Annotated in this window: 21 protein-coding genes; 9 read left to right on the top strand and 12 right to left on the bottom strand. The window is 48.1% G+C overall.

Translation table 11 applies throughout. The annotated features are described in order from the left end of the window. Positions 1–5 precede the first annotated feature (5 nt). From CF168_RS18115 to CF168_RS18100, 4 genes are all read right to left on the bottom strand, one after another. Positions 6–698, bottom strand: coding sequence for a TorF family putative porin (locus tag CF168_RS18115; protein ID WP_089068550.1), 693 nt, complete (start codon positions 696–698; stop codon positions 6–8). 290 nt (positions 699–988) lie between these two features. Further along, the gene (locus CF168_RS18110) at positions 989–1,261 is read right to left on the bottom strand and encodes an HU family DNA-binding protein (RefSeq protein WP_011621350.1); all 273 of its coding nucleotides are present in this window, start codon (positions 1,259–1,261) and stop codon (positions 989–991) included. Positions 1,262–1,407: 146 nt separating this feature from the next. Then, positions 1,408–2,205 (bottom strand): response regulator, encoded by a 798-nt coding sequence (locus CF168_RS18105; protein WP_086902964.1) that lies wholly within the window; start codon positions 2,203–2,205, stop codon positions 1,408–1,410. Positions 2,206–2,279: 74 nt separating this feature from the next. After that, entirely contained in the window at positions 2,280–2,663 is a 384-nt protein-coding gene (locus tag CF168_RS18100; protein WP_086902963.1) for a hypothetical protein, read from the bottom strand. Positions 2,664–2,788: 125 nt separating this feature from the next. Here CF168_RS18100 and CF168_RS18095 point away from each other — a divergent pair, with 125 nt between their 5' ends. Further along, positions 2,789–3,298, top strand: a complete 510-nt coding sequence (locus CF168_RS18095) for a DUF4240 domain-containing protein (protein ID WP_089068549.1) — start codon at positions 2,789–2,791, stop codon at positions 3,296–3,298. A gap of 6 nt (positions 3,299–3,304) precedes the next feature. Here CF168_RS18095 and CF168_RS18090 read toward each other — a convergent pair whose 3' ends face one another. Together CF168_RS18090 and CF168_RS18085 are read right to left on the bottom strand one after the other, a co-directional pair. Further along, entirely contained in the window at positions 3,305–3,619 is a 315-nt protein-coding gene (locus tag CF168_RS18090) for a hypothetical protein (RefSeq protein WP_089068548.1), read from the bottom strand. A 149-nt stretch (positions 3,620–3,768) separates the two neighbouring features. Beyond that, positions 3,769–4,077: a hypothetical protein gene (locus CF168_RS18085; RefSeq protein WP_086902961.1), complete on the bottom strand. Its 309-nt coding sequence runs from the start codon at positions 4,075–4,077 to the stop codon at positions 3,769–3,771. 270 nt (positions 4,078–4,347) lie between these two features. Here CF168_RS18085 and CF168_RS18080 point away from each other — a divergent pair, with 270 nt between their 5' ends. Then, a complete protein-coding gene (locus tag CF168_RS18080) occupies positions 4,348–4,872 on the top strand; it encodes a DUF3016 domain-containing protein (protein WP_089068547.1) in 525 nt (174 codons plus the stop codon). Between the two features lie 22 nt (positions 4,873–4,894). Here the strand turns inward: CF168_RS18080 and CF168_RS18075 are convergent, their stop codons facing one another. Further along, the gene (locus CF168_RS18075) at positions 4,895–6,646 is read right to left on the bottom strand and encodes a GGDEF domain-containing protein (RefSeq protein ID WP_089068546.1); all 1,752 of its coding nucleotides are present in this window, start codon (positions 6,644–6,646) and stop codon (positions 4,895–4,897) included. Positions 6,647–6,784: 138 nt separating this feature from the next. Further along, positions 6,785–7,093, bottom strand: a complete 309-nt coding sequence (locus CF168_RS18070; protein WP_086902958.1) for a prephenate dehydrogenase — start codon at positions 7,091–7,093, stop codon at positions 6,785–6,787. Positions 7,094–7,141: 48 nt separating this feature from the next. Between CF168_RS18070 and CF168_RS18065 the strand changes: the two genes are divergently transcribed. After that, positions 7,142–8,038 (top strand): TraB/GumN family protein, encoded by an 897-nt coding sequence (locus CF168_RS18065; protein WP_089068545.1) that lies wholly within the window; start codon positions 7,142–7,144, stop codon positions 8,036–8,038. Between the two features lie 159 nt (positions 8,039–8,197). On the opposite strand, the gene CF168_RS18060 is transcribed toward CF168_RS18065, so the two are convergent. Continuing rightward, positions 8,198–8,983 (bottom strand): methyltransferase domain-containing protein, encoded by a 786-nt coding sequence (locus CF168_RS18060; protein WP_089068544.1) that lies wholly within the window; start codon positions 8,981–8,983, stop codon positions 8,198–8,200. A gap of 659 nt (positions 8,984–9,642) precedes the next feature. Here CF168_RS18060 and CF168_RS18055 point away from each other — a divergent pair. Next, positions 9,643–10,473: a MaoC/PaaZ C-terminal domain-containing protein gene (locus CF168_RS18055; RefSeq protein ID WP_084796712.1), complete on the top strand. Its 831-nt coding sequence runs from the start codon at positions 9,643–9,645 to the stop codon at positions 10,471–10,473. Positions 10,474–10,527: 54 nt separating this feature from the next. Here CF168_RS18055 and CF168_RS18050 read toward each other — a convergent pair whose 3' ends face one another. After that, entirely contained in the window at positions 10,528–11,418 is an 891-nt protein-coding gene (locus tag CF168_RS18050; protein WP_089068543.1) for an aldo/keto reductase, read from the bottom strand. A 228-nt stretch (positions 11,419–11,646) separates the two neighbouring features. Between CF168_RS18050 and CF168_RS18045 the strand changes: the two genes are divergently transcribed. Continuing rightward, the gene (locus tag CF168_RS18045) at positions 11,647–13,359 is read left to right on the top strand and encodes a formate--tetrahydrofolate ligase (protein ID WP_089068542.1); all 1,713 of its coding nucleotides are present in this window, start codon (positions 11,647–11,649) and stop codon (positions 13,357–13,359) included. Between the two features lie 79 nt (positions 13,360–13,438). Here CF168_RS18045 and CF168_RS18040 read toward each other — a convergent pair whose 3' ends face one another. Then, positions 13,439–15,094: a mechanosensitive ion channel family protein gene (locus tag CF168_RS18040; RefSeq protein ID WP_089068541.1), complete on the bottom strand. Its 1,656-nt coding sequence runs from the start codon at positions 15,092–15,094 to the stop codon at positions 13,439–13,441. A 220-nt stretch (positions 15,095–15,314) separates the two neighbouring features. Between CF168_RS18040 and CF168_RS22695 the strand changes: the two genes are divergently transcribed. Further along, entirely contained in the window at positions 15,315–15,644 is a 330-nt protein-coding gene (locus CF168_RS22695) for a hypothetical protein (protein ID WP_011621365.1), read from the top strand. Between the two features lie 80 nt (positions 15,645–15,724). Here CF168_RS22695 and CF168_RS22670 read toward each other — a convergent pair whose 3' ends face one another. Continuing rightward, a complete protein-coding gene (locus CF168_RS22670; protein WP_011621366.1) occupies positions 15,725–15,850 on the bottom strand; it encodes a hypothetical protein in 126 nt (41 codons plus the stop codon). Between the two features lie 255 nt (positions 15,851–16,105). On the opposite strand from CF168_RS22670, the gene CF168_RS18025 reads away from it, so the two are divergent. From CF168_RS18025 to CF168_RS18015, 3 genes are all read left to right on the top strand, one after another. After that, on the top strand, positions 16,106–16,396 hold the full coding sequence (locus CF168_RS18025; RefSeq protein ID WP_086902952.1) for an ABC-type zinc uptake system zinc chaperone: 291 nt from the start codon (positions 16,106–16,108) through the stop codon (positions 16,394–16,396). Positions 16,397–16,477: 81 nt separating this feature from the next. After that, positions 16,478–17,659, top strand: coding sequence for a membrane protein (locus tag CF168_RS18020; protein ID WP_011715763.1), 1,182 nt, complete (start codon positions 16,478–16,480; stop codon positions 17,657–17,659). Then, complete coding sequence (locus tag CF168_RS18015; RefSeq protein ID WP_089068540.1) at positions 17,643–18,551, top strand: metal ABC transporter solute-binding protein, Zn/Mn family; 909 nt, start codon at positions 17,643–17,645, stop codon at positions 18,549–18,551. The genes CF168_RS18020 and CF168_RS18015 overlap by 17 nt, the downstream gene beginning before the upstream one ends.

The following is an 18,551-nucleotide window of genomic DNA, read 5'->3' as shown; positions in this document are numbered from 1 at the left end:
TAATTTTATAAATCAAAGCCGTAGGAATAGCCTAAAACAACCTTGGCATCATCACCCTGCAGATCGGTATCCGACACCATAAATGAGACTGTACCCATGCTGGTATCGGCACTGAGTGTGACGTTGTAATCTGCGTAGTTATCCTCATCGAACCAAGATTCGACGACATCGCCGCTAGAATAACCGTAGTGTAATGACAGACTCAGTTTATCCGTCAGTGGGAAAGACGCAGTGGCCGCAAGATAACTCATATCTTTGTTATCTAATGGCTCGGCCGCGACATCATCACCAGCGTTGATCACGTGGGAATAACTGAGTTCAAACCATTTCCAAGTGATTGCACCGTGCAGTTCACCAAAATCGATGCTGCCTTCGGCATCGGGGTAAGCGTAGTAGAGGTAGCCAATATCGTAGCTTAGGTCTTCGGTGATGTTGCCGCCGTAGCCTGCGTAGAGATCCAACTCATAGCTGGTATCGTCGCCAAAGTCGACATTTGAGGCCCAAGTGCCGGCATAGAATCCGGAGTCATGGCTATAGTCAATGCCTCCTTGGATGGCGACCGCATCATTGGTTTGAGTGACCCCGCGCCATAGATAGTTTGAGGTGCCGCCAATATTGCCGGACACCGCCGCAAAGGCGTTGGTCGTTAATAACAATCCCGTCGATAATGCCAAAACGCTGCACAGTGATTTTCTCATTCTCATCCCCTCGATTGACTTATTTATCGATTCACTCACGTCACCACAGGGTGGGTGACATTGGTGCATCATGGTTTTTTCTGATAAGGGAATTGCTAATCACATGCCATTATTTGAACATCTTTAAAAACAATTGGTTACATAATCGATGTTAATTAAATGTTTTAAAGTGCTCAAAAATTGAGCGGTGAACGCACTGTGTTTGTGCAAAAAATCATCTTTCATGCTTTCGTGAGGGCAAAAAAAACGCCTCACAGAGGAGGCGTTTTATAAAATCAATGTCGAGCGAATTAGTTCACACTATCACGCAAGGTTTTACCCGCTTTAAACTTAGGCACAGTGGCTTCAGCGATCTGAATTTCTTTACCTGTCTGTGGGTTACGGCCAGTACGAGCTGCGCGAGTGGAGGTTTCAAAAGAGCCAAATCCAACGATAGAGATCTTGTCACCGTTTTTCATTGATTCAGTAATAGCTGCTTCGAAAGATTTCAATGCACGTGCTGCTTCAGCTTTAGTGATATCGGCATTTTCTGCAATCTTGGCAATAAGTTCAGTTTTGTTCATCTTTATTGTCTCTTCTTTCCGTAGATTTATTAAGTCAGCGTGCCTAACATGCCACAAGGTTTAGCCATTGGAAAGCCCTTTGCTACGGGCTTGTGTCCTATAAGTAACAAAAATGCAGAATATTTACCCCATTCGTGACTTAGGTTTTATTCTTCGAGCAGTTGATATAAGAGCTGCTTCACCAATTTAGGTTCGAAGGGTTTATCGCACAGGGCATTGACTCCCGCCTGAGAGACATTGCTCAGGTGAGCATCATTCGCTTCCGAAGACACCATGAGGATAGGTACATGGGATTGCTGGCTTTCATTGCGGATAAATTGAGTGAGTGCTAGGCCATCAACACTGGGCATATTGTAATCGGTAATGATCAGGTCAAACATATTATTACGCATTAACTCAATGGCTTGAGCGCCATCTTCCGCTTCGGTGATCTGCTTGATCCCAAGGTTGCCAATGGTACGTTTTATCACATTGCGCGCCATGCGGCTGTCATCGACCACGAGCACACGCACGTCATGCACATCGAAGTGACTTAGGTCGAGTTCATCGTGGCTGAGTAAATCGATGGTCGCATTCAGCGCCTTGCCTAAGTGTTCGGCATTAAAAGGTTTTGGCAGTATCGCGACTACGCCAGACTGGCGGAAAATTTCCAATTGCTCGCGGCGACATTCGCTCGAAACCAACATAAATTGAATGTCTTTATATTCGCTGTTGGTGCGCAGGTAGCTTAAAAACTCGGTCGCGGTGCCATCTTCAAAATACATGGCGCTAGCGATGAGATCCGGTTTGTGGCGGGCAATCAACTCCCTTGCTTGGGTCAAACTTGCGGCATTTTGGATGCTGATAATGCCTTCTTGCTGTAAACGCTTGATGATTATGCGGCGCTGGGTTTCCGATGGCTCAACAATGAGAATCGAGAGTTCGCTAGGCGATAAATGAGTCATAGTGGCTGGCTTTATCAGGTCTTTTAGGGAGCCGTTAACTTAGGCTAGAAACAAGGGCTTAGCAATAAACAAGCTTACGCTTTTACCTTTGCGGTTAAATAATGATGGGTGATGCGGGAAAAGGCTACCCAATACTGCACTAACAATAAGGCAATGATGCTTAAGACTAAGGGCAACATAGGGATGTTGTGGCCTTCAACCACCACTTTGACGTCTTGCGGGGTAATTTGATAGGCGATAATCGCGGTAATCCCCAGTGCCGACAAACCTAAGGTCTGTAATCCAATATAAATTTTCAGCACTAAGCTAGACCAAGGTGCCTGCGTGAGTATGCCAAACAAAACCGGCAATACACCTAAGCTAAAGAGGTCGAACGAACCGGTAGCAACGGCACGTAGTAGTGCTGCCACAGCAAACAGGGTGTAGAGGGCAATCAGTAGAATAAGGCGTTTAGGCATAGGGTTAGCGTTTATGGCTGATTTTAAGTGGAGCAAGTGTAGGAAAAGCCCTGAACTGAGTCCAGCATAACCGTATTATCATGTAGAATACGCCTTTGCTTAGGCATTCAATATTAGGTTAAGTGATGATAGAAGTAGAATTTTGGGACTTAGTGACCCGCAGTGAACCCGCGCAATCCCAGGAATCTTTAGCGCAGGCATTAAAGCAAAAGTTGGCAGAGCTGAGTGACGAGGAGTTAAAAGCCTTCGATAAATTGTTTGGCCAACAGATGCGTCGTAGCTACTTATGGTCGGTATGGGGAGCGGCTTATATCATCACTGGCTGTGATTCCGATTATGCTTTTGCTGAATTTCGCGCGTTTCTGATCTCACTTGGACAGGCCCGTTACGAGGCGGCGATTGCCAATCCAGACACTTTGGCGCAGTTAACGGCATGGCCTGAGAAGGACGGCTACGCCTATCCTTTTATCGAAGATTACGACTTGATCGCGGGTCAACTATTTGAAGACAGAACAGGTAAGGAGTTGCCTTTTATGCCTTCAGGTAAGGCTACGCCAGCGGGTAAAAAATTTAGCACTAAGCCCAAAGATTTAAAGCAGCAATATCCTGAACTTAGTGCGCGTTTTCCGTTTTAATTCGGTTTAAGAGCGTAAGCAGGCATTGCTGCTAATATCGAAGGTCATACCATAGCGAGGGCAAGCTTGGCGCATCAGCTGATGCTCTTGCTCCGCTAATTGACGGCTAAATTCTTGATCGAGCTGCTCAGTCATGCGCTCTTCTGCCTGCTGTTGTGACAGAGCCAGTTTATCAAAGTGTGACTTTACCACTTGTTGCTGCGCAGCACTGAGTGTGGCGGCATGGCTAGGTAAACTGATAAGTGTGCCTAGGGTGAGGGGCGCCAGTAAGGCCAACTTTGCCATTAAAGGTTGCTGTAGATTTGCGGTTGTTAGTTTCATAGATAACTCCAAATTAAAATCACCGGAACTCGGTCGATTGTTAAATCGTCGTTTGGCTTTCATCGTGCATCCATGACAAACAAAACCAAAGGTATTGCTGAAAAATTAAGCTTACCGGAGGGATCTTGAACCTTGGCTGAACCGCTATCTTACTGCTCGTTTCGCATTTCTTGACATTGAAAGCCCTGTTTACGGGCATCAAAACCGCATTTTAAACCGCATTCCCAAGGCACATCATCGTAGAAGGAAGATTGCTCTTTGGCATAGTCTCGGCAGGCTTCGTAGCTGTCGAAATTATCCATTTTCTTATACTTCCCAGAATCATAACCATGGGTATAAATAAAAGATGACCAGGTTTCGGGGCGTGTGTCTTTCTCTCCCGAGGAGATAAACCAAATAGCGCTGGCAAAACAAGTGAACAGGATTAACACAAACACAGGTACAACGGGGAATTTCATTTTTCATTCGTGGTCATAAAATAGTGTGCGAAGGATAATACTTTTTGGCGTAATATGCGCGTTAAATGATCACAAATTAATAACTTTATCCCTTATGGGGTATTGGATACAAAAAGATACGAGTTTCCCTAACATTATCTAAAGTATTTACTAATCTATACAAAAGCTTACGCTAGTGATGCTGTATTGAGTTTTGTTTTACATTAAGCTGAAGTTCAGGTTAGATTTTGTACGGTATATGGCAGAAACAATTAGGCCTAGGAGGCAAATATGAAAGTTCAGTTCTTATTACTCGCCAGCGTGTTGAGTTGCAGTGCTGTATGGGCCGCAGACGAGGCGAAAACCGACCCAGTGACAGAAGATGGGGTGGTTAAGATTGTTTGGCAAAATCCAAAGGATTTCCGTGATATTAAATCATCGGGTGAAATTCAGTCCCGTTATGAAAAGCGTTTATTCGATACCTTAACCACCAATATCAATAAAGAAGCGACAAAGGTTTTAAAACCGAATCAAAAGTTAGAGATGACAGTGACCGATGTCGACTTAGCCGGTGATATGCGCCCAACCTTTGGTGCTACAGCCGATGATTTACGGGTGATCAAAGAGATTTACCCACCGCGCATGACCTTTAGTTATCAAGTGCTTGAGAATGACAAAGTCATCATCACCGGGGACGAAAAGCTGTCAGACATGGGCTTTATGACGGGCATTCAACCTATCACTGACAAGCCATTTATGTATGAGACTGAAATGCTGCGCGATTGGTTAAAGAAAACCGTCGCACCTAAACTCTAGGCGCATCTGTCACGACTCTCGCCTAAGCGCTTAGGGCTTGGGTTATATTGAGTTCTTCTAACAGGCAAAATCCGTTACTCGCGGATTTTGCCTGTTTTTTTGCCTTGGCACTTAAGGTCGATAGGCTATGTTCATTACAGTTATAGGTATGGGCGGGAGTAAGTACGCCGACACAGAGGCTGATTAACTTGTGATAACAGGCTTGTCCTTGCCTATCATCGGCGAGCATTTCTTGGGCTTGCCAATGCTCTGCACTATAAAAGAGCGACTTATTGGCCTCAAAATCCGTCAATATCCGTAGGCAGCGGTCGATGAGTTGCTCACAGGTGCTGATCACCACAAAGTCATCGCCACCGACATGGCCGATAAAGCAGTTGTCAGTCTTGTATTTCACTAACAGATTGGCGACCTCACAGATCACCTCATCGCCGCGGCAAAAGCCGTAAATATCGTTATAGGGCTTGAACTGACAGAGATCAAAATAGGCCAAGTAGAAAGGTTTTTGTTGGTTTCTGAGGCGTTTGAGCTCTTCCTGGATTGGTACATTACCGGGTAAATCGGTTAACGGATTGGCATGCCTTGCCATCTTGATCCTGTGCTCGGTGATCCGCTGTAGCAAATCTTTAGTGTGGCCAATGCCGAGCAACTTGCCACGGCGCAGAATGATAAATTGCTGGGCGACGGTATTGGCGCTCTCCGAGGTCAGTAATTGACTCACAATCGACAGGGGCTCGTTGGCTTCAATCTGCAACACTTGCGGGTCCATCACTTCACTGACGGCGTGGTTTTCATGCAGGGCTCGACCATAGGGCGTGCTAAAAAGCTCCAGCAAAGTCGCTCTACTAATAATCCCCAGTGGCAGTTGATCTTGCACCACAACCACGGCTTGTAAGGCGGGTTGAGAGCTAAAAGTGTCGCTTAAGTGCTTAAGCTTAAGTGTTGGTACCACAGTAATGGCGCTGGTGCAGAGGCTTTCGGCGGATTCGCTGTATCTGGGCTGAACTTGGGTATTGTTTGGCACTAAGGTCGCTTTCATTGCGCGGCTTGGCTGCGCCTCGGGGCGTCCGAGCAAATACCCCTGACAATAGACTATGCCTAGCTGTTTGAGTACGGCGAGTTCTTCTTGGGTTTCAATCCCTTCGGCAATCACTTTGCAGGTGAGGCTCTGGCACAGTTCGACAATCGAGCGCACAAATTCTTGTTTAACCGGGGTCGAATCGATTTGGTGAATAAAGTGGCGATCGATTTTCACATAGTCGGGCGATAACTCAGACCAGAGCCGTAAACCCGAATAGCCCGCACCTAAATCATCGATAGCGGTCATAAAGCCTTGGCTGCGATAGTGATTTAGGCAAGATTTCAGTAAGTCGATATCGTCGGCGGGATATTGCTCCGATAACTCAATCACCACCTGTGAAGGTGAGATCCCAAGCTGCTGTAACAGTTGCAGCGTCATGCCCTTAGGATGGGTGGGATCGAGCAGGGCCTTAGGGGAAATATTGATAAACAAACGGCCTTGGAACTGGCGCAGTTTAAATTGTTCCAGCGAAATACGGCGGCATAAGGTCTCAAGCTCGCTCAATTTGCCCTGATGCTCCGCGGTTTTAAACAGCGGAATGGGTGAGTAGAGTGGGCTGTGCTCTGGCCCACGGCTCAGGGCTTCAAATCCGTGGATCTTGTGTTCCAAGATATTGAATATGGGCTGAAAAAGCGGGCTGATTGCCCCCTTTGCGATTATCTTATCAAGCTCTTTTGCCAGATCTAAACTCGTCATTACTTCAGCCCCCACGACAATGTTTGCGGAGTCTATGACTTAGAAATGACAAAATGATGACAATTTTGTTTGCCGAAAATCCGTAGGTTGGAAATGAGAGCAAACGCTGAAATTGATGATATTTCAGCGTTTATTGAATTAGCTCTGCTTTTTAAAGGCGTGCAAGGTTTTGAGTAGGGTGGCCAGTTGGCGCACTAAGGTTTCTAGGGCGGCGGGGTCTAGGCTGCTCTGTTGTTGCAGCTTAGTGAGGTCATCCACTAATTCTTGCACATAGGGCAAAAAGCGGTTGCTCGACACCATAAAGCCTTGTTCGGCTGTGAAAATACTAGTGAATTTCCCATGGCCCGCTTTTTTCAACTCATCTAACTTAGTGTCAGCGTCTATGGCTTGGCGATAGGCGATTTGAAGGTTTTCTTTCAGTTGCTCTATAACCTTAGTGTGTGGCATAACAGCGTCTCATTGCAAAATTTGCAGGAATTATAAGGGGCAAAGGATATGGCAACAAGTCGGTGGCGACTATTACTGGCACTGTGTGGCGTCGCAATGTTTACCTGCGGGCCGAGTTGGGCGGCGCAAACGGATAAACCGCCGTTTTATCAGGTGCAATGGCAGGGGAAATCCGCTTACCTTTTGGGTTCAATCCATATTGGCCGTGCCGATTTTTATCCTATGCCAGAGCAAGTGGAGGCGGCATTTACCAAATCAAAGGGATTAGTGGTTGAAATCGATACTAATAAAATCGACAGCCGCGCCCTATTGCAAAAGTATGGTATGGCGACTCATGAACAGGGGCTCGATTGGCAGAGCCGAGATAAGCAAACGGTAGAGGTGATGCGCCACTATTGTGAAGACAAGGCAAGCTTATGCCAGTCGATTCAAGCCTTTGCGCCTTGGTTGCAGGCATCTCAACTTAATTTACTACGTTACAATAGCTTAGGATTTAGCACCGACTATGGTGTCGATATGCAGTTGCTTGGTCGTGCGGGTAAGCCTGTGTATCAGCTCGAGACGGCAGAGTCGCAGTTCCAATTGCTGGCCTCCTTCGATAGCCAAGCACAGTGGTCTATGGTGCGCGAAGCCATTAATGCCTCAGATGCCGAACTACTCTCACTGGTTGAGGCGTGGCGCTCCGGTGATGAAACTGCGCTAGATGCCTTGATGCAGGAGCAGCTCGGCGGTGAGGGCGATACCCTGATGCTGGATAAAATTCTTTGGCAGCGTAATAAGGTCATGGCCGATGGCATGATGAGATTGATGACCGCAGAAGCCGCCAGCGAGCCATTATTTGTGGTAGTAGGCGCCGGCCATGTGGTGGGTGATAAGAGTGTGGTGCAACTGCTTAAACAGAAGGGCGCCACCGTAATCGCCTGTTGGCGTGAGCAATGTGATTGATATCGCTGTGTGACGGATGATTGGGGTTGGCACTCTGGTGTTGAAAGCACAGGTGTTAAACGCACTGGGGGTGAACACACTTAGTGCGTAGAGCTAGAGTCTAATCAACGGCTTTTAAACAATAAAGGACGCCTTGGCGTCCTTTATTGTTTCGCGAGCTTATGCGGATGTGTCGGTTGCGGCGCTTTGCCCCAGAAAATGCACATATCGGCCGAGCGAAATATAGGGCTCGCGTTGGGAATATTCGAGCTCCATCGTCAGCAACTTTTGATAGTCAAAATCCGCAGGCTGATGTTTTTTCAAATAGTCGTGAATGACTCGCACGCCAGATTCGCGCAGCAGGGTCATGTGCCATTCGGCAAACCATTGTTTAACATCATGAATATAAAGCGGGTGCGTTGGCGTGAGGCGCACCTTCTTCTTCACCTTTAGATCGGCGGCAACATAGTCGAAATTACCCGATACTAACGCATGGAAGCGCATAGCCTCTTTATTGTAAAACATCAGTGAAAACAGCCCATTGGGCTTAAGCATGGTCAGTAAACCTTCCATGGTGGTTTTCGCATCGGCCAGCCATTCGACCACGGCATGGCAGAGGATAAGATCGAACTTGCCATGTTCGTCGACTGATAGATCCTGAATCGGTGCATGAACCAAACGGATTGCCAATGGGGTGTCGCTGGCATCGATTTGTGCTTTCGCTTGGGCGAGCATTTCGGCGGAAATATCGCACAGCACCACTTCATGGCCCAGACGTGCCAGCTTTTGGCTGAAATAACCAAAGCCGCCGCCTGCATCTAAAATCCGCAGTTTTTTATCGCCCAATTGCGCCAAGGCGGGAGCGAGATCGCGCCATAACACGGCAGCACGGATTTCACCCTTAGGGGTGCCATAAATGTTCTTCGCGAACTTTTGCGCGAGTTTATCGAAATTCTTATCTTGCACGGGTTAACTAAGTTAAAGACTGGGGGCGATAGTGTGGCACAGGCGTAATATTTTCGCACTCGCTGTGTGGATAAGGCAAAGTCATGCAGGGCCATGATTTTATAATATATTGATTTTTAATAGGATAAAAAATCACAGTAAAGTTGGGGATATCCAGAACTCTATCCGCTGGGGTATAATCACGCCGTTTTCGATAAACCTGACTCTAATATACCCAAGCGACCTGAAGATATGAGTTTCAGAGCGTCTAGGGGGCTTCAATTCAAGGCGCATCAATGAAGGAATGTGAACACCTTGTGAATTGATGCAACACCGAAGTGGAGTGCCCTAGGCGCTCCGTCTCGGCGGGTTTTAACGCTCTTTATGCTGTGTTGGTTATTTTTAACTTAGTCCACTAGGTCCGCAAATAACCGCCTTGCCTAAAGAGCGTTACATTCCCGCTGAATCCTCATCTTCAGGTTGTTTGGGTATAATTGTCCATTCGGTGAGTCAGCATCAGCCCTTTTTAGACACAGTTTTGCCTGTTTTACACTCGTGAGCTTTTTGATTTTTCAGATGTTATGCATCTGTACGGGGTATTTCTGGTTATTCGTGCGTAGGGATAGTTAATTAAAAGGTACTCAGACTTGAATAATGCATATTGTGTTGAATTGAACGCGATGCCCTCGCTGTTTTCTCTTTATCGCAAGATTTTCTTTGGTCGTAAGCCCGGTTGGGATCAACAGCCCTTACCTTATATCAAGGTGTCGGCGCCCAATGTGCAAGTGTCCGAGGCCAAAGTTAGCCAATATGCCCAAGTGTGTGGCTTTAATTTCGACGGTAAAATATTACCGCCAACCTATTTGTATGTAATGGCATTTCGCCTGCACGCGGTGATTTTTACCCACGATGGTATTACCTTCCCGCTGCTGGGGATGATCCATTTAAAGAACCGTATCCAAGTCTATCGTCCGACGACAGTCGATGAAGTGTTCTCCCTCGAATGCGCGTTAACGACCAGCCGTGAAACCGATTCAGGCTTAGAGTTTGAATTTGTCTCTAAGGCCTTTGTGGGCGAAGAGCTGGTGTGGGAATCGCTGTCGACTTACCTCTATCGTATCGAGACCGCGGGCCGCCGTGTTCGCCCTCCTAAGGCGCTCGAGATGGCTTGGGACTCACCCCAATCATGGGAATTGAGTGAAGATTTAGGTCGTCGTTATGCCAAAGCATCAGGCGACTATAACCTGATCCACCTGCATCCCGTGCTGTCCAAACGTTTCGGTTTTGACCGTGTACTGGCCCACGGTATGTGGTCTAAGGCGCGCTGTTTAGCGGAATTAATGCCTGAGATTGGTGAGCGTCCCTTCGTGGTCGATGTGGCCTTTAAGCTGCCGTTACTGATGCCCGCAGAAGTGGGATTTGGTTACGAAAAATCACAAGACAAGTGGGTGTTTGAGCTGCGTGACAGTAAAGGTCGTAGACCGCACCTCAGTGGTGAAGTGCAGCTTTAAGCATGATGAGTAACGGCGCCTAAGGCGCCGTTTTTGTTGGTGTTGTTTGCAGCGCTAAGGCACGCTGTGTCCGGTTGATGCTTGCCAGATACTAAACCATTGCTGCCTGTCTAGGGTGAGTGACTGTGCGGCCACCGCCGTTTTTATCCTCGCGATATTGCCACTGCCGATAATCGGCACGGGCCGACTCGGTAACATCCGTACCCAGGCATAAATCACTTGGCTGATATCTTGGGCACCAATCTCATCGGCGATGACCGCTAAGGTTTGTTGCAGGCGAATGGCCTGTGGATGGTTATTATCAAAGATCTTACCGCCGCCCAAACATGACCAAGCCATAGGCCTAATGCGCCGCTCCTGACATAAATCGAGAGTACCATCGTGCAAACTCGCCATTGTTAGCGGTGAAATTTCGATTTGATTGGTGACTAAAGGCTCAGCTAATCTCGACTGCAATAATGAAAACTGCGCGTTGGTGAAGTTAGATACCCCAAAGTGTTGCACTTTTCCGGCCTGTTTTAAGTCAGCAAAAGCTTCGGCCACTTGATCGGCGTCCATTAAAGGATCGGGTCTGTGGATCAGCAACAGATCTAAATAATCAGTTTTCAGCTGCTTTAGTGATTGCTCAACACTGGCAATAACATGCGCCTTGGAGGTGTCGTAATGGTTTACATAGCGCTCGGGACGACAATCGAAGGCGGGCTTAATGCCGCATTTGCTGACCAATTGCATCTGCTGTCTTAAGGCGGGTTTTAGCGCTAACGCCTCGCCGAACAGGGTTTCGCACTGGTATTGGCCATAAATATCGGCGTGATCCATAGTGGTCACACCTAGGTCTAGGTATTGTTCTATCAGGTTAAGCCGCTCGGAGGGTGACATTTGCCAACTGTGCATTCGCCAAAAGCCAGCAACAAACTCTGAAAAACTAAAAGGGGATCCGCTCATGTTGTTTCTCTTTTGGGAATCTGTATTTTGTAGGGGAAAGGACCCGAGTCGATTTATTTGATGCAGATTAAGGAATCGCTCATTAACCCTTTCGATGGCTATATATCTTAAAGCTAATCACCTAATATCCGCCATATTCAATCAGCCGTTGCTGATACCAACCGATTTTGCATACCTATTTTGTATTCCTTGTCTAGAGAGCAAGGTACTCAAGGGAGAGATGACCCCATGCTAACCGATATGGATATTTCGCGCCGTGCGCACCTAAAAGATATCGCAGCGCTTGGCGCCGAGTTTGGGTTATTGCCCGATGAGATGCAGCTCTTTGGCAAGACTAAAGCCAAGGTCGATTTACGTGCGCAGCAGCGCTTAGCCGAGCAGCAACAGGGCAAACTGATCATTGTCACCGCCGTGACACCTACGCCCCACGGCGAAGGCAAAACCGTCACCACCATTGGCTTAACCCAATCCCTCAAAGCGCTCGGTAACAAGGTGTGCGCCTGTATTCGACAGCCCAGTATGGGCCCGGTTTTTGGGGTGAAAGGTGGCGCTGCTGGTGGCGGTTACGCCCAAGTGGTGCCCATGCAGGAGCTGAATCTGCATTTAACGGGTGATATTCATGCCGTCAGCAGTGCCCATAATCTTGGCGCGGCGGCGATAGCCTCTCGGCTATATCATGAAACACGTTTAGGTAAGGCCGAATTTGAGCAGCAGTCCGGGCTGAGTTACTTAGATATAGCGCCAAATGGGATCCGTTGGCACAGGGTGGTCGATCATAACGATCGCTGTTTACGTGAGATTGAAGTCGGGCTGGGGGAAAATAATGGCCCAGCTTACACCTCAGGCTTTGATATTACCGCCGCCTCTGAGTTAATGGCGATTCTGGCACTCAGTCGTAATCTGGCGGATATGCGCGCGCGTATTGGCAAGCTTGTGCTGGCAGTCAATCGCCAAGGTGCGGCGATTAGCGCGGAGGACCTTGGGGTTGCCGGCGCGATGACGGCGATCATGGCGGATGCGGTAAAACCCACCTTGATGCAGACTTTAAACGGTGCGCCTTGTCTTATCCACGCAGGGCCATTTGCGAATATTGCCCATGGCAACTCGTCGGTGATTGCCGACGATATCGCCTTAAAACTGGCCGATTTTGTGGTGACTGAAGGCGGTTTTGGCTCCGATATGGGGTTTGAGAAATTTTGTAATATCAAGGCGCGCCAGTCGGGATTGGCCCCGAGCACCGCGGTGTTAGTGACCACCTTAAAGGCACTTAAGGCCAATAGCGGCTTAACTTCGGATGCGGATATCAATGCGCCCGACCAAGCCCGTCTCGAGGCGGGATTTGCCAACTTAAACTGGCATATCAACAATGTGGCGCGTTACGGTATTCCAGTTGTGGTGGCTATTAATCGCTTTGCAAGTGATACGGATGCCGAGCTTAACTGGTTGATTGAGGCCGTTGCGGGCACTGCCGCCTTTGGCTGCGAGCTTAGCGAGGCATTCAGCCAAGGTGAGGCGGGGGCATTGGCCTTGGCGCAAACCGTCATGCGCGCCTGTGAGCAGCCAAGTGAGTTTACCCTGCTATATCCCGATGACATGGCGCTTGAGGCGAAATTATCGACCTTAGCTGAAGTCGGCTATGGTGCTGCTGGGGTGAGTTTATCCGAGGCGGCTAAGCTGCAATTACAAGAACTCAGTGCCCTTGGTTACGCCCATTTACCCGTCTGCATGGCAAAAACACCCTTATCCATTAGCCATGACCCTCAACTTAAAGGCGTACCGCAAGGTTTTATCGTGCCTGTGCGCGAGTTAGTGTTAAATGCTGGGGCCGGATTTATTACCGCGCTGGTGGGGAATGTGATGACTATGCCAGGGCTTGGATTAGTTCCTGGCTATTTAAAGATTGATATCGGCGCCGATGGTGAGATTACCGGTTTAGGTTAATCGATTAGCAGTTCGAATATCATGAAAAAGGCGCAATCTAGGATTGCGCCTTTTGTTTACTTCTCGCCTTGGCGAAGCGTTATTTACTGGTTTGGTAAATATGTACATCGTGCTGCGGGAAAGGAATGCTGATGCCCTCGGCATCGAAGCGCATTTTCACTTCGCGGGTAATATCCCAATACACATCCCAATAATCTTCGGGTTTAGCCCAAGGACGGACGATAAAGTCGACCGAGGACTCCCCTAAAACGTGCAGCTTAATGAGCGGTGCAGGGATTTTTTGCACCTTAGGATGCGCCTCAACAATCGACTTAAGCACGGCTTCGGCGTGCTCAATATTGTCGCCATAGCCAATGCCGAAGGTCATGTCGACGCGGCGTTGGTGCTCGGCGGTAATATTGTTAATGGTATCACCCCAAATCTTGTTGTTTGGAATAATAAGCCTTTGGTTATCTAAGGTTTTAATTGTGGTGGAGACTAGGCTCATATGGCTAACTCGACCAGTTACGCCAGCGGCGCTAATCAAGTCACCCACATCGTAGGGACGATAGATCAAAATCATCATGCCCGAGGCAAAGTTCGAGAGTGAATCCTGCAGGGCGAAACCTATGATCACACCGGCGATACCAAAGCCTGCCAATAACGGGCCTAACTCAATGCCAAGCTGGGAGAGGGCAATCAGTACACCGATAGTGAAGACCGCTTTGCCCGAGAGCGAGGTAAAGAAGTCTTGCAGTAACTTACTGAAATTTAACTTAGAGTTACTGACGGTATTGCTCACAATCTTCTTCGCCAGTTTGCCCGCAAGGCTTGCGACAAACAGGATCATACAGAAGATAAATAGCTTAAAGATTAAAGTCGGGCCATGGTTGATGGACTGTTCTTTGGCCGTATGCAGCCATTGTTCGACTAAGCTTGAGGCCACATCGATACTCAAGACATCCTGAGTGATATCGCCTGAGATACTGAACAGGGTCTTTTTCAGCGAGGCGGTGTTTTGCTCGAGCGCATCGAGTAAGTCGATATCTATGCTAAGGCTCTGGCTGTTGAGCGCCAATCTGTCCTTTAGCTGCATGACGCGACTGGTTTGCGCGGCGGTCACATCTTTACCGGCATTAGTGGCGGCGTTAACTGCATTTTGTAACTGCTGCTGGGTAAAAGTGACAAAGCTATCGAAGTTATCGGCGCGGCTTAAGAGAATTTGGGTCAGCTCCGCTTTCTGCGCTGCGACATCTTCGCCCATTTGGCCGAGCCAGTTTAAGGTCTCGAGTCGTTGTTTGTAGTTGTTGTCCTTATCGAGCTCACGTTTAGAGATTTCGAGTAAGGTCGACTCGTCATCCGCCGAGCCGAGTTTATGGGACAACTTGGTGACGATATCATTGAAGTAGTCGTTGATTTTAAGATTAAATGTCAGCTGCTCTTGCACCAATGCCAACATAAAGGCTTTATCGTAGTTCTCATCTTCTAACAGCACTTTAATCTTATTGCGTAACTGCAATGTCTTGTTTTGAATGCGATATTCAACAATGGTGCGCAACTCACCTTGGGATTGGGATAAGCGCGCAATATCCTCTTTAATCGCTGACTTTAGCGTAATTAATTCGTTTTGGGCTTCGTTAGGGACGGTAGCGGTTTGAGTGGCTGCAACGGGTTCGGCTGCATCCGTCGCGAAAACCTCGGTACTCAATAGCAGGGGAAAGCTGAGGGCGAACATGAATATGAGTGAGCGGCGCATAGGCGTTATCTTCAATAAAAATAGGTAGGTACATAATAGGAGCTGCGCTAAACACTGTAAAATTAGAACCGCATAAAATGCTATCTGAGTATAAAATTTGTGCGCTGGTTTGCAGCTTTCGCTATGGGAGTGAGGTTTTAAACCGCTGCGCTAATTAGTTCGACTGAGTGGCGGGAAATTCTGATAAACTTAGCGCCCCATGTCGAGGAACCTACTCTAAATGCTGTGCTCCCATTGCCATCAGTCGATCAAAATTGCCCAAATTACCCAACAGCGCGGAAAGGGCTTTCACGCTCAAGTGCAATGTCCTCATTGTTCAGCGTGGCTGGGACACAATCCTAAACTGTTGAAATTAAAATTATTTGGCTTTTATGCGAGTGTGCTCACGGGCTTATACAGTTATTTCGATGCCTCGACGCGGCATTTTTTGATCCCAGTGATGATCTTCTGTGTGATGTTGCTGCTGGTGAGCCATTTTATGGATCAACTACAAACGATTGAGGCGCCAGAGAAGCAAGACGATAGTGATCAACGGCAGAAGTATCGCTAGAGGTGAGGGCGTTAGATTAACCGAGTCGAGCCGCGCAGGGGTTATCGCACTGGCTCAACTTGGTTTAGGCTAGGGCTGAGTTATTGGATAACCTGCTCTTGGCTCTCGAGTGAGTGTTCTACGTAATAAATCCCGCCCAAAATTACTGCGCCGAAAATCACTATCCCTAAGATTAATCCTAAGTTTTCACGAAAGAATGCTAGCATTTTGGTTGCCTTTTGCTGGATTGAATAGAATGACATATTAGCCAGTATTACACTGGGCACATCATAGTTTTACTGACTTAAGCTAATCTTAAATAACTCTTTTTGCCAACTTGAGCCGGTTTTTTGTTGTGCGTTTTTCATCCTAAAGTTGCAATGGTAAATATCTTGTAACGCATTGGGCGCCTATTACCTTATTGCAACTTGCTAGTGGCCTGACTTAAACTTGTGCCACTTTTTTACTATGGGGACGACTGAGTGAGACTGCACAGTCACATAAGACGCACAATTTCGATATGGCTTGCCGCCGTATTGGTGTTGCTGTCTTTTGTTGCCTCAGCCCATAGTGTGACCCACCTTGATGATGGGGCAAAGACGCACTGTACCCTGTGCTTCCATCAACATCAGCTGAATAAAATTCTGCTCACCCAACCGCTTAAGCTCGATTTAGCGGTACAGCGGTTCGATGTCTGTGAATTTGTCTTACCCGTTAGCTTCTCCAAACACGTCAGTGTTTACCTAAGCCGCGCGCCACCTGTTCTCCGCTAAATCAACTTTTACATTTTAACTTATTGTATTTCTTGATGACTTGGATGAGTCATCGAGCGCTAGTTGTATTTTGGAGATATCATGACTGTTTTTAACAACCGAATTTCTTTGGTGGCTTTGGCGTGCGCATTTGCTTCACCGACGTTATTTGCCGCTGACTCAAGTTTAACTAATCCGGCGATCAGCGCAGTGCTGAATGGCTATTATCAAACGGCCGAGCGTCCATTGGCCGAAACCGCCGAAGGATTTGGTTTAGGCGAAACTGAGCTGGCGATGAGCGCCAACATTGACGACATGTTCTACGGCAAAGTCACTGCCGTTGTTGAGATGCACGACGGTGAAACTGAGCTTAATCTCGAAGAAGCCTTTATCCAAACCATGGCGATGCCAGCGGGCTTTTCTATCCGTGGTGGACGTTTCCTATCGGATATCGGTTATTTAAATAACCAGCATTTGCACACGGATTCATTCACCGACCGTCCTATTGCTTACCGTGCATTTTTCGGTGGCCATTACTTTGACGACGGTGTGCGCTTAAACTTTGTTGCCCCTACGGATCTGTATTGGACCTTAGGCGCCGAAGCCTTCAAGGGGGACAGCATGCGCGCTGCCGATGAACACGGCGAACGTGAGTTTAAAAATGTGGGCGTATACACCTTTTACACCAAAATCGGTGGTGACATTGGTGATAACAGTTCATGGCAGGCGGGCCTAAGTTACCTACGTAACGAAAATGGCCAAGTCACAGCCCATGAAGAGGGCGATGAGCACGAAGACGAAACCGCCGAGGAAGGCCATGACCACAGCCATGCGGCATCTTACACTGGTAAAAACACCTATGGTGCTGATTTTGTGTATAAATGGGCGCCAAATGGCAACTATAAATACCAAAACCTGACCCTGAGCGGCGAGTATTACCGTGTGACTGACTTTGTGCCGAGCGACCTTCATCCCGAAGATGCACCGAGCAAGGATTATCATCAAGGTTGGTATCTGAGCAGCGTATATCAATTCACGCCTAGCTGGTCTGCGGGTGTGCGTTACGGCGAGGTGGATACCCAAGAGCTCCATGGCGATCATTTCCATGGACAGAAGTTAAAGGAATCTGAGGTGAGTCTGGCGTGGCATTCGAGCCATTTCTCGACGGTACGTTTCCAGTACACCAATCAGAAGGGAACTAACTTCGATGGAATCGAAGACGACAATGTTTTCACTGTTCAATACATTATGTCTCTGGGGGCTCACGGTGCGCATCAATTCTAATTTTGTTAAAGCGGCCGCAGCGGCCCTGTCTTTCGCCTGTTCAGGCTTTGCCCATGCAGAGCTGAATGTGTTTGCCTGTGAACCCGAATATGCCGCATTGGCAAAAGAGTTGGCTCCAAACGCCAGCATTTATTCGGCAACCACGGCCTTACAGGACCCGCATCAAGTGCAGGCGCGTCCGAGTTTGATCGCCAAAATGCGCCAAGCGGATCTGGTGGTCTGTGCGGGCGCCGATTTAGAAATCGGTTGGTTGCCAATGCTGCAAATGAAGTCGGCTAACGCTAAGGTTCGCTCTACCGATCAGGGGCTGTTTTTCGCCGCCGATCAAATCGATACCTTAGATAAGTTAGCGAGTGTGGACCGCAGCATGGGTGATGTGCATGCTCAGGGAAATCCGCATATCCACTTCGATCCGACGCGTTTGCTAAGCGTGGCGAATGCGCTCAGCGCTAAGATGAGCCAACTCGACCCGAGTGAGGCGGCAAATTACCAAAAGGCATTAGCGGACTTTAGCACTCGTTGGCAGGCGGCGATCCCCCGCTGGGAAGAGCAGGCCAAAGCGTTAAAAGGCAAAAAGGTCATCGCCTATCACACCAGTTTTAGATATCTGTTCAACTGGTTGGGGATTGAACAAGCTGCTGATCTTGAGCCTAAACCCGGTCTGGCACCGACTAGCGGCCATTTAGCCAGTTTGCTGAGCCGCGCTGAGCAGGGCGATATTCTGGCGGTAGTTGTGGCGTCCTATCAGGATGAGCGTGGTGCTAAGTGGTTGGGTGAAAAGGCCAATCTACCTGTGCTTATGTTGCCAATGTCGGTAGGTGGCAATGATGCGAGTCAAGATCTCTTCAGCCTCTACGACAGCGCGATTGCCCTCTTAAACGGGGTGAAATAA

It is taken from the genome of Shewanella bicestrii (genome assembly GCF_002216875.1).
Classification (GTDB): Bacteria; Pseudomonadota; Gammaproteobacteria; order Enterobacterales; family Shewanellaceae; genus Shewanella; species Shewanella seohaensis.
Note: the sequence above shows the minus strand (reverse complement) of the source record. Positions and strands in the feature narration are given on the sequence as shown.